The sequence below is a fragment of the Streptomyces sp. NPDC097595 genome (assembly GCF_044761525.1).
GTDB classification, from domain to species: Bacteria; Actinomycetota; Actinomycetes; order Streptomycetales; family Streptomycetaceae; genus Streptomyces; species Streptomyces drozdowiczii_A.
Genome location: NZ_JBIWCN010000013.1, coordinates 29,215 through 44,448, shown reverse-complemented (window position 1 = coordinate 44,448; position 15,234 = coordinate 29,215). Strand labels below are relative to the sequence as shown.

The window sequence follows — 15,234 nt, the reverse complement described above, 5'->3', positions numbered from 1 at the left end:
CGGCACACCCGCCATCGCCCCTCGCACGGTTTCCGCACGTCGTGGGGGCGGTGGCGGTCCCGGCCGCCCGGGAGCAGTGACGGACGTCTCTACCCCGGGACCCGCCGGGCTGGCACTGTGGTCGGGTCCCGGCCGGGTGCTGGGTACACCTTCTGCCGGCCGACCGAACGAGATGCCATGAGCGCGACCGCCGCCACCCTCACCGCCGCCCGCCGCCGCGCCCGTACCGGCGGCCCCGAAGACGGCCCCAAGCTGCTGGAGCACATCGCGGGCTGGACCCTCGTGGTCGTGGTCGCCATGCTCGTCACGCAACTCGGCCTGCTCTAGGGCCTTTCGTTTGGATCAGGGGCGGGGAGTCCGAAAAGGCTCCCCGCCCCTGATGTTTCACCGCGTCACCGGGTCAGTCGATCGCCTTGATCAGCTCGCCGTCGGTGGTGTCACCGCTCAGCTCCCAGAAGAAGGTGCCGCCCAGGCCCTGCTGGTTCTTGTACGCCATCTTGGTGCCGATGGTGGCGGGGGTGTCGTAGCTCCACCAGTTGCTGCCGCAGTGCGCGTACGCCGTGCCCGCGACGGTGCCCGTGGCGGGGCAGGTGTTCTTGAGGACCTTGTAGTCCTCGATGCCCGCCTCGTACGTGCCCGGGGCCGCGCCGGTCGCCGTGCCGCCCGGCTCGTCCTGCGTGACGCCGGTCCACCCACGCCCGTAGAAGCCGATGCCGAGCAGCAGCTTCGAGGCCGGGACGCCCTGCGCCTTCAGCTTGTCGATGGCGGCCTCGCTGTTGAAGCCGTCCTTCGGGATGCCCTCGTAGGAGGTCAGCGGGGAGTGCGGGGCGGTCGGGCCCTGCGCGTCCCAGGCGCCGAAGAAGTCGTACGTCATCGGGTTGTACCAGTCGACGTACTGCGCCGCGCCGCCGTAGTCGGCGGCGTCCAGCTTGCCGCCTTCCGAACCGTCCGCGCTGATCGCCGAGGTGACCAGGTTGTCGCCGCCGAACTTCGTACGCAGCGCCGACAGCAGGTTGCCGTAGGCCTCCCGGCCGCTGGTGTCACAGGTCAGGCCGCAGTCGTTGGGGTACTCCCAGTCGATGTCGATGCCGTCGAACACATCGGCCCAGCGCGGGTCCTCGACCAGGTTGTAGCAGGAGTCGGCGAACGCGGCCGGGTTCTTCGCGGCCTCACCGAAACCGCCGGACCAGGTCCAGCCACCGAAGGACCACAGCACCTTCAGGTCCGGGTGGAGCTTCTTCAGCTTGCGCAGCTGGTTGAAGTTGCCCCGCAGCTCCTGGTCCCAGGTGTCGGCGACCCCGTCGACGGACTGGTCGGCGGTGTACGCCTTCTCGTAGTCCGCGTACGAGTCGCCGACCGTGCACTTGCCGCCCTGGACGTTGCCGAAGGCGTAGTTGATGTGCGTGAGCTTGTCGGCCGAGCCCGAGGTCTCGATGTTCTTGACGTGGTAATTCCGGTCGTAGACACCCCATTCGGTGAAGTATCCGACCACCTTGTCACCGGCCGCTGTGGGGGCGGCGGGTGCTGCTGCCGGTGCGGCGGCCCGGGGCGCGGCGGGGGCCGCGCCGGCGGAGCCGGTGCCGGCGACGCCGAGCAGGGCCGCGCCCAGAGCGGCGGTACACGCGGCAGCGGCGAGGGCCCGCAGTCGGGCTCCCGGGCGCCAATGGACTACCGGCTTCCGGCGCTCGAATTTGGCATGAACGCGGAAAGCCGGTTCGCCGGGAACGGTAGATGGACTAGACCAGTTGGGTCAATGGTTCGGACCAATATCGATGATCTCCGGGCGCCGAGAGCCGGGTGTCCGAAGCCCATTCATTCGTATGTTCGGTCAACCGGTGACGGATGCCATCCGATCGGGCATACTCGTCCCGCCACAGCCGCCTGCCTGCGCCTCTCGCAATCCGAGAGGGCAACATCGGCTGGGCAGCAGTGAATTCGGGCATCGCCCGGAGATCCCCCCGGCGGCGCCGCTCACACCCCGCGCGCGCGACCGCCGCAACGCCCGACAGGGAGGAGAGCGCCGTCATGTCCGACCGTGCCCCGCAGTGGGTCGAACGCCGTCTGCCCACCGAGGAGTCCAGCCAGCTGATCGACCTCGTACGGGACATCGCCCAGCGGGAGATCGTCCCCGGGGCGGCCGAGGAGGAGGAAGCGGGCCGCTTCCCCCGCGAGATCTTCACCCTGCTCTCCGAGTCCGGCCTGCTCGGACTGCCCTACGACTCCGAACACGGCGGCGGCGACCAGCCGTACGAGGTCTACCTCCAGGTCCTCGAAGAGCTCAGCGCCGCCCGGCTCACCGTCGGCCTCGGCGTCAGCGTCCACTCCCTCGCCTGCCACGGACTCGCCGGCTACGGCACGAAGGAGCAGCGCGCCGAACACCTCCCGTCGATGCTCTCCGGCGGCCTGCTCGGCGCCTACTGCCTCTCCGAACCCGCCTCCGGCTCCGACGCCGCCTCGCTGCGCACCAAGGCCGTACGGGACGGCGACGACTGGGTGATCACCGGCACCAAGGCCTGGATCACGCACGGCGGCATCGCTGACTTCTGCACCGTGCTGGCCCGCACCGGCGCCGAGGGCGCCCGGGGCATCACCGCCTTCCTCGTCCCCGGTGACGCCGCCGGGCTGAGCGCGGCCGTCCCCGAGAAGAAGATGGGCATGAAGGGCTCGCCCACCGCCCAGCTCCACTTCGACGGCGTCCGCGTCCCCGACGCCCGCCGGATCGGCGAGGAGGGCCAAGGCTTCGCGATCGCCCTCTCCGCCCTCGACTCCGGCCGCCTCGGCATCGCCGCCTGCGCCATCGGCGTCGCCCAGGCCGCCCTGAACGAGGCCCTCGGCTACGCCACCGGCCGCAAGCAGTTCGGCCGCCCCATCGCGGACTTCCAGGGCCTGCGGTTCATGCTCGCCGACATGGCGACCCGCATCGAGGCCGGCCGCGCGCTCTACCTGGAAGCCGCCCGCCTCAGGGACGCCGGCCGCCCCTTCTCGCGCCAGGCCGCCATGGCCAAGCTCTTCTGCACGGACGCCGCGATGCAGGTGACCATCGACGCCGTCCAGGTGCTCGGCGGCTACGGCTACACGCAGGACTTCCCCGTCGAACGCCTCATGCGCGAGGCCAAGGTGCTCCAGATCGTGGAGGGCACCAACCAGATTCAGCGGATGGTCATCGCGCGCCACCTTGCGGGCCCTGAGTCCCGCTGATCCGCAGCGGCCGCTCGGACCACACGGGCGTCGTCATGATCCGGTTCCAGTCCTGGTCATGACGGCCCGGCAGGGTCCGGCCCGTGCTCTCCCAGTGCCGCAGCAGCGCCCGGTAGATCGGCGGATCGCTCGAATGGGGCACCGCGCGCGGCGCCGACCGGGGTGGTTCGGACTGGGACGCCGGTACGGAACCGGGCTGCGGAACCGATTCTTCGGAGGGCGGAGCGGCGAGTCGGCGGCGTCCGGGGCCGGCCGTGGAATGCAGCGGGGTCATACCGGGCCAACGTCGTGGGACGCGGCGGGGTCACTGCCTGTTCGATTCGGGCGCATGTTCACCCGGTTCTCCCCGGCTGCCGGGTTGCTCACGCACCCCGGCCGCGCGTTCGGAAGGGGGAGGCTCAGGCGGCCTCGCGCCGGAGCGGGTGGTCCACCCGGATCGGGCGGGAACCGGCACCCCCGGCGTGCGAGAAGGGCTGCGTCCGCCAGTCGAGCCCCTGCGGGAGCGTCAGCAGCAGCGCCGTCTCCTGCTCCTGCATCCCGTCCGCCTCCGCGGGGCGGTCCCCGGCGGCACGCCCCGTACCGGGGCACACGGTGAGCACGAACGGGTTCCACGGGGACGGGCACAGCGCGTGCTCCGGGAGCACGTCCTCGTCCGCCAGGAGCGCGATGGGCTGCGCGCAGTCCGGGCAGACGACGCGGTACATCTCGAAGGTGTCGTACGCGTCGGGAGCGGAGTCCTCGAACGGATCAACGGGCTCCGGTTCGGTACGTCCGGTGAGCTTCAGGTGTGGCATGGGAAATCCCCCCTCGGATGGGCCGGCATGACGCTGTGGCCTCGGCCACAGCAAGCACTTCCCGCCACCGATCGGCCGTAACCGTTCCGTGTCCCCCTACTGCCGCGTAAACCTGTGGCGTTGGTCACATGCCCGCCGCAGGTGCCGTCCCAAGGGCTGGGCAGCTGTGCCGGGAACGACTCATGGCCATAGATTGATCCATATGGAGGAGCTGGACCGTCACATCGTGGAGTTGCTCGTCAAGGACGGGCGGATGAGCTACACCGACCTGGGCAAGGCCACCGGCCTGTCCACCTCGGCGGTTCATCAGCGCGTCCGCAGGCTGGAGCAGCGCGGGGTGATCCGCGGCTACGCCGCGGTCGTGGACCCGGAGGCGGTCGGCCTGCCGCTGACCGCGTTCATCTCGGTCAAGCCGTTCGACCCCAGCGCCCCGGACGACATCGCCGAACGGCTCGCCGGCGTCCCCGAGCTGGAGGCGTGCCACAGCGTCGCCGGCGACGAGAACTACATCCTCAAGGTCCGCGTGGCGACCCCGCTGGAGCTGGAGAACCTGCTCACCCGCATCCGCTCCCTCGCCGGCGTCTCCACCCGCACCACGGTCGTCCTGTCGACCCCGTACGAGGCGCGCCCGCCGCAGATCTGAGGGGGCGCGCACGGGGTGGGTGCGCGCAGGCGGGAGACTGGTGCCCATGACCGAGAGCACCGCCCCCCAGAGCGAACACCGCACCGTGCTGCTGCGCGGTGGAGACGTCCACAGCCCCGCCGACCCCTTCGCCACCGCCATGGTGGTCGAACGGGGCCACGTCGCCTGGGTGGGCTCCGAAGGCGCCGCCGACGCCTTCGCGAGCGGCGTCGACGAGGTGATCGACCTCGACGGGGCGCTGGTCACCCCCGCGTTCACCGACGCCCACGTCCACACCACCTCCACCGGTCTGGCCCTCACCGGCCTCGACCTCTCCGGCGCCCGCACCCTCGGCGACGCACTCGCCCGCGTCCGCGCCCACGTCACCGCCCACCCCGCCGACCGGGTCGTCCTCGGCCACGGCTGGGACGCCACCCGCTGGCCCGAGCAGCGCCCGCCCTCCCGCGCCGAGCTGGACGAGGCGGCGGCCGGCCGGGCCGTCTACCTGCCCCGGGTCGACGTGCACTCCGCCGTCGTGAGCACCGCCCTGCTCGACCTCGTCCCCGGCGTCACCACGATGCCCGGATACGACCCCGAGGGCCCGCTGACCGCCGCCGCCCACCACGCCGTGCGCGCGGCCGCCCACGACGCCGTCACGCCCGCCCAGCGCGCCACCGCACAGCGCGCCGCGCTGCGCCACGCCGCCTCCCTCGGTATCGGCTCTCTCCACGAGTGCGGCGGCCCCGACATCTCCGACGAGGACGATTTCACCGGGCTCCTGAAGGTGGCCGCCGAGCAGCCCGGGCCCCGGGTCTTCGGCTACTGGGCCCAGGAGGTGGCCGACGAGAAGGACGCCCGGCGCATCCGCGAACTCGGCGCCGTCGGCGCGGCCGGCGACCTCTTCGTGGACGGCTCGCTCGGCTCGCACACCGCCTGCCTGCACGAGCCGTACGCGGACGCCCCGCACACCGGCACCGCCCACCTGGACGCCGCCCGGATCGCCGCCCACGTCGCCGCCTGCACCGAGGCGGGGCTCCAGGCGGGCTTCCACGCCATCGGGGACGCGGCGCTCTCGGCGGTCGTGCAGGGCATCAGGGCCGCGGCCGAGAAGGTGGGCCTCGCCCGGGTGCGGGCTGCCCGGCATCGCGTCGAGCATGCGGAGATGCTCACCCCGGAGACCGTCGCCGCCTTCGCGGAGCTGGGCCTCACCGCCTCCGTCCAGCCCGCCTTCGACGCCGCGTGGGGCGGCGAGGAGGGCATGTACGCCCAGCGCCTCGGCGTCGGCCGGGCCGCCACCCTCAACCCGTACGCGGCGCTGCTGCGGGCCGGTGTGCCGCTCGCCTTCGGCTCGGACAGCCCGGTGACCCCGCTGGACCCGTGGGGGACCGTACGGGCCGCCGCCTTCCACCGGACGCTGGAGCACCGCGTCTCCGTCCGGGCCGCCTTCACCGCGCACACCCGGGGCGGCTGGCGGGCCCTGGGGCGGGACGACGCGGGGACCCTGGTGCCCGGCGCCCCGGCCGACTACGCGGTCTGGCGCACCGACGAGCTGGTGGTCCAGGCACCGGACGACCGGGTGGCGCGCTGGTCGACCGACCCCCGGTCCGGGACGCCGGGGCTGCCCGACCTCCGGCCCGGCGCCGACCTGCCGGTCTGCCTGCGCACCGTGGTCCTCGGACAAACTGTCTACGTAAGGCCGAACGAGTGACGTGCGGACATTCCGGTCCGCCGATCGAAGGCGGGCCGGCTCTTCCGCTACCTGGGGATCTTCGGGACTGACCAGGCAATTTCCGTAATCGATGCAGGTCAGCCAAGTATTGACAGAATGCGGCCATCGGCCGGTAGGTTCGGCCGAGTCCACCACAGGACGTCCGACCGGTGAAACCTCCACGCAGTCGTCGAACGCCGCTGGGTCACGGGGTGGTGTGCCGCACCGGCGCACCGCCACTGACAGCCAGGTTCAGCGCCCGCGCCTCGGGGGCGAGGGAAGGTTTCAGCCGGACGGAGGGTGCGACCCGGGTGGGGCCCGGACGTTCAGTAGACAACGGCTCTAGGTCGACCCGCAGCCAGCGGGTCCCAGGTCGGCCCGAAGGACACCGGGCCCCGATCCGCACTTCTGTCCCCGATTCCGCTCTTCTGTCCGCCGCGGCTCCCGCGCCACCCCGACCGGGTCGGCATTCCGCGCCGCCGCGCTCGATATGGTGTGCACCTGCGTACGGACGTGAGGGGCAGTAAGTGAACGACGGCGGTCAGCGGCAATTCGGCCCGCTCGGCAGTGTCTTGGTGATCATTCCGACCTATGACGAGGCCGAGAACATCAAGCCGATCGTGAGCCGGGTGCGCGCCGCCGTGCCGGAGGCCCACATCCTCGTCGCCGACGACAACAGCCCCGACGGCACGGGCAAGCTCGCCGACGAGCTGGCCGCGGAGGACGACCACGTCCACGTCCTGCACCGCAAGGGCAAGGAAGGGCTCGGCGCGGCCTATCTCGCCGGCTTCCGCTGGGGCATGGACCACGACTACGGCGTCCTGGTCGAGATGGACGCCGACGGCTCCCACCAGCCCGAGGAGCTGCCCCGGCTGCTCACCGCGCTCAAGGGCGCGGACCTGGTCCTCGGCTCCCGCTGGGTGCCCGGCGGCCGGGTGGTGAACTGGCCCAAGTCCCGCGAGTTCATCTCGCGCGGCGGCAGCACGTACTCCCGTCTCATGCTGGGCCTGCGGACCCGGGACGTCACCGGCGGCTACCGGGCCTTCCGCGCCGAGACCCTGAAGGGCATCGGCCTCGACGCGGTCGCCTCGCAGGGCTACTGCTTCCAGGTCGACCTGGCCCGCCGCGCGATCGAGGCCGGCTTCCATGTGGTCGAGGTGCCGATCACCTTCGTGGACCGCGAGGTCGGCGACTCCAAGATGAGCAAGGACATCCTGGTCGAGGCGCTGTGGCGGGTGACCGCCTGGGGCGTCACCAGCCGGACGAACAAGGTGCTGGGCCGCCGCACCCCCTGAGCCGGACCGGCACCCTCTTACGGCGTACGGATGTGTCTCCAGGCACACTGGGGGCATGACGACCGGCACACCGCCTCCGACCGCCCGCAGGCGCTCGCGCGCCCGGACCCTCGTACCTCTCGCCGTCGCCGCCTGGGCGGTGCTGGAGATCTGGCTGCTGATCCTGGTGGCGGACGCCGCGGGCGGGCTGACCGTCCTGATCCTGCTGGCCGCCGGGATCGTGCTCGGCGCCGCGGTGATCAAGAGCGCGGGCCGCCGGGCCTTCCGCAATCTCACGGAGACGCTTCAGCGGGTGCCGGGCCGGCCGGGCGCGGACGGCTCCTCGCCGGCCACCCCCGAGAGCGGCCGGGGCAACGGCTTCCTGATGCTCGGCGGGCTGCTGATCATGATCCCCGGTCTGATCTCGGACGTGGCCGGGCTGCTGCTCCTGGTCCCGCCGGTGCGCACGGCACTCAGCCGTTACGCGGAACGCTCGCTGGACCGCCGCATGCGGACGGCCGCCCCCGGCGGCTTCTCGGACGCCTTCCAGCAGGCCCGCATCCACCGTCCCGACGGCAAGGTCGTCCAGGGCGAGGTCATCCGCGACGAGCCCTCCGGCCCGGACGACGAGCCGCGCCCGCCGCTGACGCGGTGACCCCGCGATCTCAAGCCCGTCCGGCGATTGAGGACAATCCCTGACCCCGGCCGGGACGGCCCGCGCCGGACACGACAAAGCCGCGGGCCCGGCACGCATTGCGTACCGAACCCGCGGCCTGCCGCGGAACCGTGCTAGCGGGTCACGCAGACTTCCTGCTGTCCCGAGGATGCACGGCGATATTCATCGCCCCGGAGCGCAGGACGGCCAGCCGCTCGGCCAGCACCTCCTCCAGCTCCTCGCGCGTACGCCGCTCCATGAGCATGTCCCAGTGCGTACGTGCGGGCTTGCCCTTCTTCTCCTCGGGGCCATCCCCGTCCACCAGGAGTGCCTGGGCGCCACACGCCTTGCACTCCCACTCCGGCGGAATTTCCGCCTCTACCGAGAACGGCATCTCGAATCGATGTCCGTTCTGGCATGCGTACTCCACCGCCTGGCGCGGGGCCAGATCGATGCCGCGGTCCGTCTCGTAGCTGGTAACCACGAGTCGCGTGCCGCGGAGAGCTCGCTCACTCATGAATCGTGCCTCCCGGGCTTGTCGCCCACAGGACAGGTGTCGCTGTCGTCGTCAATCGGTCAACGTCCGGTCGGCGGCAAAGATTCCCGTTGCCGGTCATGCGTCGCCCGTCGAACCGCTGATTTTCAGGTTTCCCAGGGTTCAAGTACCCGCCCATACCCGGTTTGTCACCTTTGACGGAAGTTGTCACCCAACGGTTCGCGAAGTTCCACTCGCCGTAACGGTCACCCGGGGCAGGCCAAAGGCGTACACTACCGGCCTTTTACTTCAACGTCTAAATCCGCTCCGGTACGGGGTTTCCCGCCGCGGCCACCGCACGCCTGAGCGGGACCCGCGCGAGCAGGACCGAGCCCACGACGAAGAAGACCACCAGCGAGATGATCGCGTCCCGGTAGCTGCCGGTCAGCTGGTAGGCGAGACCGAACACCAGGGGCCCCAGCCAGCTCAGGCCCCGGTCGCTCATCTCGTACGCCGAGAAGTACTCCGCCTCCTTGCCGCGCGGCACCAGATGCGAGAACAGGGAGCGGGACAGCGCCTGGCTGCCGCCCAGCACCAGGCCGATCGCCGCCGCCAGTACGTAGAAGTAGACGGGCGATCCGGCGGGCAGGAAGTAGCCGGCGACCAGGATCAGCGTCCACACGACGAGCGAGCCCAGGATCGTGCGCTTCGCGCCGTACACCCGGGCCATTCGGCCCATCGCCAGCGCCCCGGCCACCGCGAGCACCTGCACCAGCAGCACCGCCGTGATCAGCGTCGACTGGCCGAGGCCCAGTTCCTCGGAGCCGTACACCGACGCCTGCGAGATCACGGTCTGCACGCCGTCGTTGTAGACGAGGTAGGCGAGCAGGAAGGACAGGGTCAGCGGATGGCGGCGCATGTCCGCCAGCGTGGCCCGCAGCTGCCGCCACCCCGAGCCCGTCGCCGCACCCCGGCCGCCCGGCGTCACCCGGCGGTCGCGCAGCCGGCGCAGCGGGATGACGGTGAAGACGCCCCACCAGAGGCCCGCCGACGCCAGGCAGATCCGCACCGCCTGGGACTCGGAGAGGCCGAAGGAGCCGTGGCCCGAGTACAGGATCAGATTCAGTACGAGGACCAGTGCCCCGGAGGTGTACCCGAAGGCCCACCCGCGCGAGGAGACGTCGTCGCGCTCCTCGGGCTCCGCGATCTGCGGCAGGTAGGAGTTGTAGACCATCATCGCCACCGCCGTCGCGGCGTTCGCCACGATGAGCAGGAAGGCGCCCAGCAGATAGCGGTCCCCGTCCAGGAAGAACATCGCGGTCGTCGCCGCGGCCCCGGTGTACGCCGTCGCCGCGAGGAGCGGCTTCTTGCGGCCCGTACGGTCGGCTGCCGCGCCCACCACGGGCATCAGGACGATCGCCAGGACGAGCGAGGCCGACACCGCGTACGCGAACAGCGACCCGGCGCGCACCGGGATGCCGAGCGGGTGGACGAAGCCGTCGGGGTCCGCGGCGGCCTTGGCGACCGAGGTCAGATAGGGGCCGAGGAAGACCGTGACGACGCTGGTGGAGTAGACGGAGCACGCGAAGTCGTAGAAGTACCAGCCGCGCTGCTCCCTGCGCCGGGCGGCCGGGTCGTCCGGGCCGGCCGTGCCCTCGGCCGGCTCGGCGGTGTCTGCGGTCTCGGCCGTCATGGCGCCCCCTGGAATCTCCCCGTGAAGACAACGGCCGGCCGGCGGCGGATCAGGCCCAGGCCCCCCGCTCGCGCAGTACCGTGCGCAGCGTCTCGATGTGATCGGTCATGATGCCATCCACCCCGAGGTCCAGGAGCGCGGCCATCCGCTCCGGTTCGTTCACCGTCCACACATGCACCTGGAGCCCTCGCGCGTGGGCCTCGCGCACGAAGCGGCGGTCGACCACCCGGATGCCGTTCTGGCTCTCCGGCACCTGTGCGCACACAGCCCCGGCGCGCAGCGCGGCCGGGATGCCGTACGAGCGCAGCCGCAGGCCGAGCACCCCGCGCACGCCGTACGAGGTGGCCAGGTGCGGGCCCGCCAGTCGGTGCGCCCGGGCGACCCGGGCCTCGGAGAACGAGCCGACGCAGACCCGGTCCCAGGCGTTCGTCGCCCGGATCAGCTCCAGGAGTGGTTCGAGGGCGGCCTCCGCCTTGACGTCCACGTTCCACCGGGCCCCGGGGAAGGTCTCCAGCAGCTCCTCGAACAGCGGCAGCGGCTCGCGCCCGGCGACCCTGGCCCGGCCTATCTCGCTCCACGGCAGCTCCGCCAGGCGGCCCCGGGCGTCCGTCACCCGGTCCAGCGTGGCGTCGTGGAAGGCGACCAGCCGGCCGTCCGCCGAGGCGTGCACATCGGTCTCGAAGTAGCGGTACCCGGCGTCGGCGGCCCGGCGGAAGGCGGCGGCCGTGTTCTCGGCGCCGTCCGCCGCCCCGCCCCGGTGGGCGAAGGCGAGCGGAGCGGGGTGGTCCAGATAGGGGTGGCGTTCGGAGGTCACCGCCGCAGTATGGACCGCCGGGCCGCGGGCGTCCCGGCCGAGGGGGCGCTTTCCCCGGGGATCGCGAAGACCCGCAGGAAGACCTGGGCGAGCGGGCCGATGGCCAGGGCGTACAGGACCGTGCCGACGCCGAGGGAGCCGCCCAGCAGGAATCCGGTGACCACGACCCCGATCTCGATCGCCGTGCGGACCAGCCGGATCGACCGGCCGGTCCGCCGGTGCAGCCCGGTCATCAGGCCGTCCCGGGGGCCGGGGCCGAACCGGGCGCTGATGTAGAGGCCCGTCGCCACACCGTTCAGCACGATCCCCGCCGCCATCACCCCGGCCCGCGCCGCCAAGCCGTGCACCTCGGGGACCAGGGCGAGCGTGCCGTCCATCGCGAGGCCCACGGCGAACACATTGGACACCGTGCCCAGGCCCGGCCGCTGCCGCAGCGGGATCCACAGCAGCAGCACGACCGCCCCGATGATGATCGAGACCACCCCGATGCTGATCCCGGTGCGCTCGGCGAGGCCCTGGTGCAGCACACCCCACGGCTCCAGACCGAGACCGGCGACGACCAGGAGCGCCGAGCTCGCCCCGTACAGCGCGAGCCCCGCGTACAGCTGGACCAGCCGACGGGTGAGGTGCGCCCCTTGCGGGACGAGGGTGTCGGACAAGGGGTGCCCCCTGGTGTGGTGGTGTTGGACTGCTCCGTGTCACTCTGTGGCAGGGGATTGGCCGCCAACCATGGCCAATCCGAGGAAGGTGGACTGATTCTCATGGCGCAGTGGACTTCGGCGGTCGGTGCGGCCCAGCTGGCCCGGCAGCTCCAGGCCCAGCAGCAGCGGCCGGCCGGCCCCGGCAGCCGCCGCCCGCCCGCCTACCGCGCCCTCGCCGACGGTATCCGGCTGCTCGTCCTGGAGGGCCGGGTCGCGGTCGCCGCCCGCCTCCCCGCCGAACGGGAGCTGGCCCTCGCCCTCGCCGTCAGCCGGACCACGGTCGCCACCGCCTACGAGGCGCTGCGGGCCGAGGGCTTCCTGGAGTCCCGGCGCGGCGCCGGCAGCTGGACAGCGGTCCCGGCCGGCAGCCCGCTGCCCTCCCGAGGCCTGGAACCCCTGCCGCCCGAGGCCCTGGGCTCGATGATCGACCTGGGCTGCGCCTCGCTCCCGGCCCCCGAGCCCTGGCTGACCCGGGCCGTCCAGGGCGCCCTGGAGGAGCTCCCCCCGTACGCCCACACGCACGGCGACTACCCCGCCGGGCTGCCCGCCCTGCGTCAGATGATCGCCGACCGCTACACCGCCGACGGCATCCCGACCATGCCCGAGCAGATCATGGTCACCACCGGTGCGATGGGCGCCATCGACGCCATCTGCCACCTCTTCGCCGGGCGCGGCGAGCGCATCGCGGTGGAGGCCCCGAGCTACGCCAACATCCTCCAGCTGATGCGCGAGGCGGGCGCCCGGCTGGTCCCCGTACCGATGGAGGAGGGGCTCGCCGGCTGGGACCTGAACCGGTGGCGCCAGGTCCTGCGGGACGCCGCGCCCCGGCTCGGATACGTCGTCGCGGACTTCCACAACCCGACCGGCGCGCTGGCCGACGAGGAGCGCCGCCGGGCGCTGGTGGACGCCGCCCGCTCGGCGGGCACGGTGCTGGTCGTGGACGAGACGATGCGGGAGCTTCATCTCGACGAGGACATGACGATGCCGCGCCCGGTCTGCGCGTTCGACCCGGCGGGCAGCACGGTCCTGACCGTGGGGTCGGCCAGCAAGGCGTTCTGGGCCGGCATGCGGATCGGCTGGGTACGGGCCGCGCCCGACGTCATCCGCAGCCTGGTCGCCGCCCGCGCCTACGCCGACATGGGCACCCCCGTCCTCGAACAGCTCGCGGTGAACTGGCTGATGCGCACCGGCGGCTGGCAGGAGGCCGTGCGGCTGCGCCGGGAACAGGCCCGCGAGAACCGCGACGCCCTGGTGACCGCCGTGCGCCGGGAACTGCCGGAGTGGGAGTTCTCCGTGCCCGACGGCGGGCTCACGCTCTGGGTGCGCACCGGCGGCCTCTCCGGCTCCCGGCTCGCGGTCGCCGGCGAAGGGGTCGGGGTCCGCGTGCCATCCGGGCCCCGGTTCGGGGTCGGCGGCGCCTTCGAGGGCTACGTACGGCTGCCGTTCACGGTCGGCGGCCCGGTCGCGGACGAGGCGGCCCAGCGGCTGGCCCAGGCGGCCCGGCTGGTCGGCGCCGGGGGCGGGGCGGGCGTGGAGGCACCGCGTACGTTCGTGGCGTGAGCCACGGGGGCCCCGAGCCCGGCGGCGGGACAGCCTCGGCGTGACGACGGAGGGGCCCCAGCCCGGCGGCGGGACAGCCCCTGAGCGCCGAGGAGGGCCCGGCGCGCCGCCGGGCCCTCCTCCGTCGCCGTCACGCGTTCAGTCGCCGACGGCCACGGCCTCCAGCGCGACCGGCGCCTCCACGGCCTCGGCCGGCGCCGGTTCCGGCGCCCCCGCCTCCACCGCCGTGCGCCGCTCCGGCAGCAGGCTGAGCACCGCCGCGCGCTGCGCCTCGCTGGTGGCGTCGTCGTACGGGTCGGGCGTGGCCGGGACCTGGATGCGCAGGACCGGACCGGCGCCGAACCGGGCGTAGCCGCGCCCGGCCGGGGCGTCCGGCGGCGGGGTGGTGTGCGGTGCGGTGCCGAGCACCGACTCGACCTGCTCGGCGGTGCACTCGCCGAGGACCACCCGGGCCCTGGTGTGCGTCCGTACCGTCTCGCCGAGGCCGTCGAGGTGGTCGAACGCCTCGGCCAGCACCACGACGACATGGGCGGCCCGGCCGTGCCGCAGCGGGATCTGGAGCAGTTCCTGCGCGTCGGGCGTGCCGTCGCCGGCCGGCCGGGCGAGCGCGCTCGGCCGGTCCAGCAGGATCCAGAGCGGCCGCGTCAGGTCCTCGGGGACCGGGTCCCCGGCCTGCCGGGCGCGGTTCGCCTCGATCAGCCGGCGCTCCGTCTCGTTGGCCGCCCACTCCAGCGTGGAGAGCGCCCCGGCGGGCCCGCATTCGACGGCCAGGACGCCTTCGCGGCCGGTGAAGCAGGCGTACTCGCCGGTGCCGCTGCCCTCCACGATGAGGATGTCGCCCTGCTGGAGCGCCTGGAGGGCGATGGACCGCAGCAGGGTGGTGGTGCCGCTGCCGGGCTGCCCGGCGACGAGCAGGTGCGGTTCGGTGGAGCGGGGGCCGGTGCGCCAGACGACGCCGGGCGCGTCCCGGGTGCCGGTGCCGTCGCTCACCGGGAGGGTGCGCCGTACGGCGTCCTCGTCCGTGAAGCCGAGGACGGTCTCGCCGGGGGCGGTGACGAAGCGCTGGGCGGTGAGCGAGGTCGGCAGGGCGTCCAGGACGCTCATCACGAGCCGGTTGCCCTCCTCGTCCCAGCCGAACCGGTACTCCCGGCCGCGGCCCGACTTGGCGTGCAGCAGCTGTTCGATCCGGGCCCGGGACTCGGGCTCGCTGTCGGTGAAGTACGCGGGATAGGCGACCTGGAGGCGCGAGACGCGGCCGTCGCCGTCGAACTCGTAACCGCTGAAGACCTTCTCCCAGTCGCCGCCGTGGCTGAACAGCGGCTCGGGGTCCTCGGCCGTCGAGAAGTACGGCACGAGGGCTTCGTACAGGGAGCGCAGCCGCGCGGTCTCCGCCTCGTCGGGGCCGGTCCTGACGGGGGTGCGGTCGCGTCCCGTCCATGCGGCTGCGCCCATCACCGTGACGAGGGCCAGCACCGGCCCGTACGGGATGAGCGCGACCACGAGTACGCAGGCCGCGACGAGGAACAGCGTGGGGCCACGCCGGTCCTTGGGTGTCGCGGCCCACTTCTGCCGTCCTGCGCCGGCCAGCAGCCGCAGACCGCGCGTCAGCGTGATCAGCGGATGGAGCACGTCGGTGGCGCTGTCGGCGGCCGTGCGCGCGAACTCTCGACTGCGAGTGATCGAAGCGCTGCCGCTGCTCAGAATGCGGGGGAGTGGTCGCCTGGCCACGTCTGTCTCCTG

General features: G+C 72.8%; 14 protein-coding genes. 7 read left to right on the top strand and 7 right to left on the bottom strand.

The features are described from left to right. Nucleotides 1–177: 177 nt before the first annotated feature. Nucleotides 178–327, top strand: a complete 150-nt coding sequence (locus tag ACIQZN_RS20765; RefSeq protein ID WP_403995758.1) for an SCO1431 family membrane protein — start codon at nucleotides 178–180, stop codon at nucleotides 325–327. Between the two features lie 73 nt (nucleotides 328–400). Here ACIQZN_RS20765 and ACIQZN_RS20760 read toward each other — a convergent pair whose 3' ends face one another. After that, nucleotides 401–1,645, bottom strand: coding sequence for a glycoside hydrolase family 18 protein (locus tag ACIQZN_RS20760; protein WP_403996126.1), 1,245 nt, complete (start codon nucleotides 1,643–1,645; stop codon nucleotides 401–403). A gap of 380 nt (nucleotides 1,646–2,025) precedes the next feature. On the opposite strand from ACIQZN_RS20760, the gene ACIQZN_RS20755 reads away from it, so the two are divergent. Beyond that, entirely contained in the window at nucleotides 2,026–3,198 is a 1,173-nt protein-coding gene (locus ACIQZN_RS20755) for an acyl-CoA dehydrogenase family protein (RefSeq protein WP_403995755.1), read from the top strand. 398 nt (nucleotides 3,199–3,596) lie between these two features. On the opposite strand, the gene ACIQZN_RS20750 is transcribed toward ACIQZN_RS20755, so the two are convergent. Then, on the bottom strand, nucleotides 3,597–3,992 hold the full coding sequence (locus ACIQZN_RS20750) for a hypothetical protein (protein ID WP_403995752.1): 396 nt from the start codon (nucleotides 3,990–3,992) through the stop codon (nucleotides 3,597–3,599). Nucleotides 3,993–4,194: 202 nt separating this feature from the next. Here ACIQZN_RS20750 and ACIQZN_RS20745 point away from each other — a divergent pair, with 202 nt between their 5' ends. The 4 genes from ACIQZN_RS20745 (at nucleotide 4,195) to fxsA (ending at nucleotide 8,251) form a co-directional block, all read left to right on the top strand. Then, the gene (locus ACIQZN_RS20745; RefSeq protein WP_018103953.1) at nucleotides 4,195–4,635 is read left to right on the top strand and encodes an Lrp/AsnC family transcriptional regulator; all 441 of its coding nucleotides are present in this window, start codon (nucleotides 4,195–4,197) and stop codon (nucleotides 4,633–4,635) included. A gap of 46 nt (nucleotides 4,636–4,681) precedes the next feature. Then, complete coding sequence (locus ACIQZN_RS20740) at nucleotides 4,682–6,322, top strand: amidohydrolase (protein WP_403995748.1); 1,641 nt, start codon at nucleotides 4,682–4,684, stop codon at nucleotides 6,320–6,322. Between the two features lie 527 nt (nucleotides 6,323–6,849). Further along, entirely contained in the window at nucleotides 6,850–7,617 is a 768-nt protein-coding gene (locus ACIQZN_RS20735; RefSeq protein ID WP_391263635.1) for a glycosyltransferase, read from the top strand. Nucleotides 7,618–7,672: 55 nt separating this feature from the next. Then, nucleotides 7,673–8,251, top strand: coding sequence for an FxsA family membrane protein (fxsA, locus tag ACIQZN_RS20730; protein WP_403995744.1), 579 nt, complete (start codon nucleotides 7,673–7,675; stop codon nucleotides 8,249–8,251). Nucleotides 8,252–8,393: 142 nt separating this feature from the next. On the opposite strand, the gene ACIQZN_RS20725 is transcribed toward fxsA, so the two are convergent. The 4 genes from ACIQZN_RS20725 to ACIQZN_RS20710 all read right to left on the bottom strand — a co-directional run bounded on the left by ACIQZN_RS20725 (nucleotide 8,394) and on the right by ACIQZN_RS20710 (nucleotide 11,892). Beyond that, nucleotides 8,394–8,768 (bottom strand): RNA polymerase-binding protein RbpA, encoded by a 375-nt coding sequence (locus tag ACIQZN_RS20725; protein ID WP_003959706.1) that lies wholly within the window; start codon nucleotides 8,766–8,768, stop codon nucleotides 8,394–8,396. Between the two features lie 274 nt (nucleotides 8,769–9,042). After that, nucleotides 9,043–10,419 (bottom strand): MFS transporter, encoded by a 1,377-nt coding sequence (locus ACIQZN_RS20720; RefSeq protein WP_403995741.1) that lies wholly within the window; start codon nucleotides 10,417–10,419, stop codon nucleotides 9,043–9,045. 49 nt (nucleotides 10,420–10,468) lie between these two features. Continuing rightward, nucleotides 10,469–11,233 carry a glycerophosphodiester phosphodiesterase gene (locus tag ACIQZN_RS20715; RefSeq protein ID WP_403995738.1) on the bottom strand — a complete coding sequence of 255 codons (765 nt, stop codon included), beginning with the start codon at nucleotides 11,231–11,233 and terminating at the stop codon, nucleotides 10,469–10,471. After that, complete coding sequence (locus ACIQZN_RS20710; protein ID WP_403995735.1) at nucleotides 11,230–11,892, bottom strand: YitT family protein; 663 nt, start codon at nucleotides 11,890–11,892, stop codon at nucleotides 11,230–11,232. The genes ACIQZN_RS20715 and ACIQZN_RS20710 overlap by 4 nt, the downstream gene beginning before the upstream one ends. Before the next feature lie 102 nt (nucleotides 11,893–11,994). On the opposite strand from ACIQZN_RS20710, the gene ACIQZN_RS20705 reads away from it, so the two are divergent. After that, the gene (locus ACIQZN_RS20705; protein ID WP_403995732.1) at nucleotides 11,995–13,494 is read left to right on the top strand and encodes a PLP-dependent aminotransferase family protein; all 1,500 of its coding nucleotides are present in this window, start codon (nucleotides 11,995–11,997) and stop codon (nucleotides 13,492–13,494) included. A 138-nt stretch (nucleotides 13,495–13,632) separates the two neighbouring features. Here ACIQZN_RS20705 and ACIQZN_RS20700 read toward each other — a convergent pair whose 3' ends face one another. Beyond that, a complete protein-coding gene (locus tag ACIQZN_RS20700; protein ID WP_403995729.1) occupies nucleotides 13,633–15,222 on the bottom strand; it encodes a hypothetical protein in 1,590 nt (529 codons plus the stop codon). Nucleotides 15,223–15,234 lie beyond the last annotated feature (12 nt).

Excerpts from the sequence above, each read along its gene's own strand:
- ACIQZN_RS20740 (WP_403995748.1), top strand. The coding sequence starts at position 4,682 with ATGACCGAGAGCACCGCCCCCCAGAGCGAACACCGCACCGTGCTGCTG.
- ACIQZN_RS20720 (WP_403995741.1), bottom strand. The coding sequence starts at position 10,419 with ATGACGGCCGAGACCGCAGACACCGCCGAGCCGGCCGAGGGCACGGCC.
- ACIQZN_RS20750 (WP_403995752.1), bottom strand. The coding sequence starts at position 3,992 with ATGCCACACCTGAAGCTCACCGGACGTACCGAACCGGAGCCCGTTGAT.
- ACIQZN_RS20725 (WP_003959706.1), bottom strand. The coding sequence starts at position 8,768 with ATGAGTGAGCGAGCTCTCCGCGGCACGCGACTCGTGGTTACCAGCTAC.
- ACIQZN_RS20755 (WP_403995755.1), top strand. The coding sequence starts at position 2,026 with ATGTCCGACCGTGCCCCGCAGTGGGTCGAACGCCGTCTGCCCACCGAG.
- ACIQZN_RS20745 (WP_018103953.1), top strand. The coding sequence starts at position 4,195 with ATGGAGGAGCTGGACCGTCACATCGTGGAGTTGCTCGTCAAGGACGGG.
- fxsA (WP_403995744.1), top strand. The coding sequence starts at position 7,673 with ATGACGACCGGCACACCGCCTCCGACCGCCCGCAGGCGCTCGCGCGCC.
- ACIQZN_RS20705 (WP_403995732.1), top strand. The coding sequence starts at position 11,995 with ATGGCGCAGTGGACTTCGGCGGTCGGTGCGGCCCAGCTGGCCCGGCAG.
- ACIQZN_RS20765 (WP_403995758.1), top strand. The coding sequence starts at position 178 with ATGAGCGCGACCGCCGCCACCCTCACCGCCGCCCGCCGCCGCGCCCGT.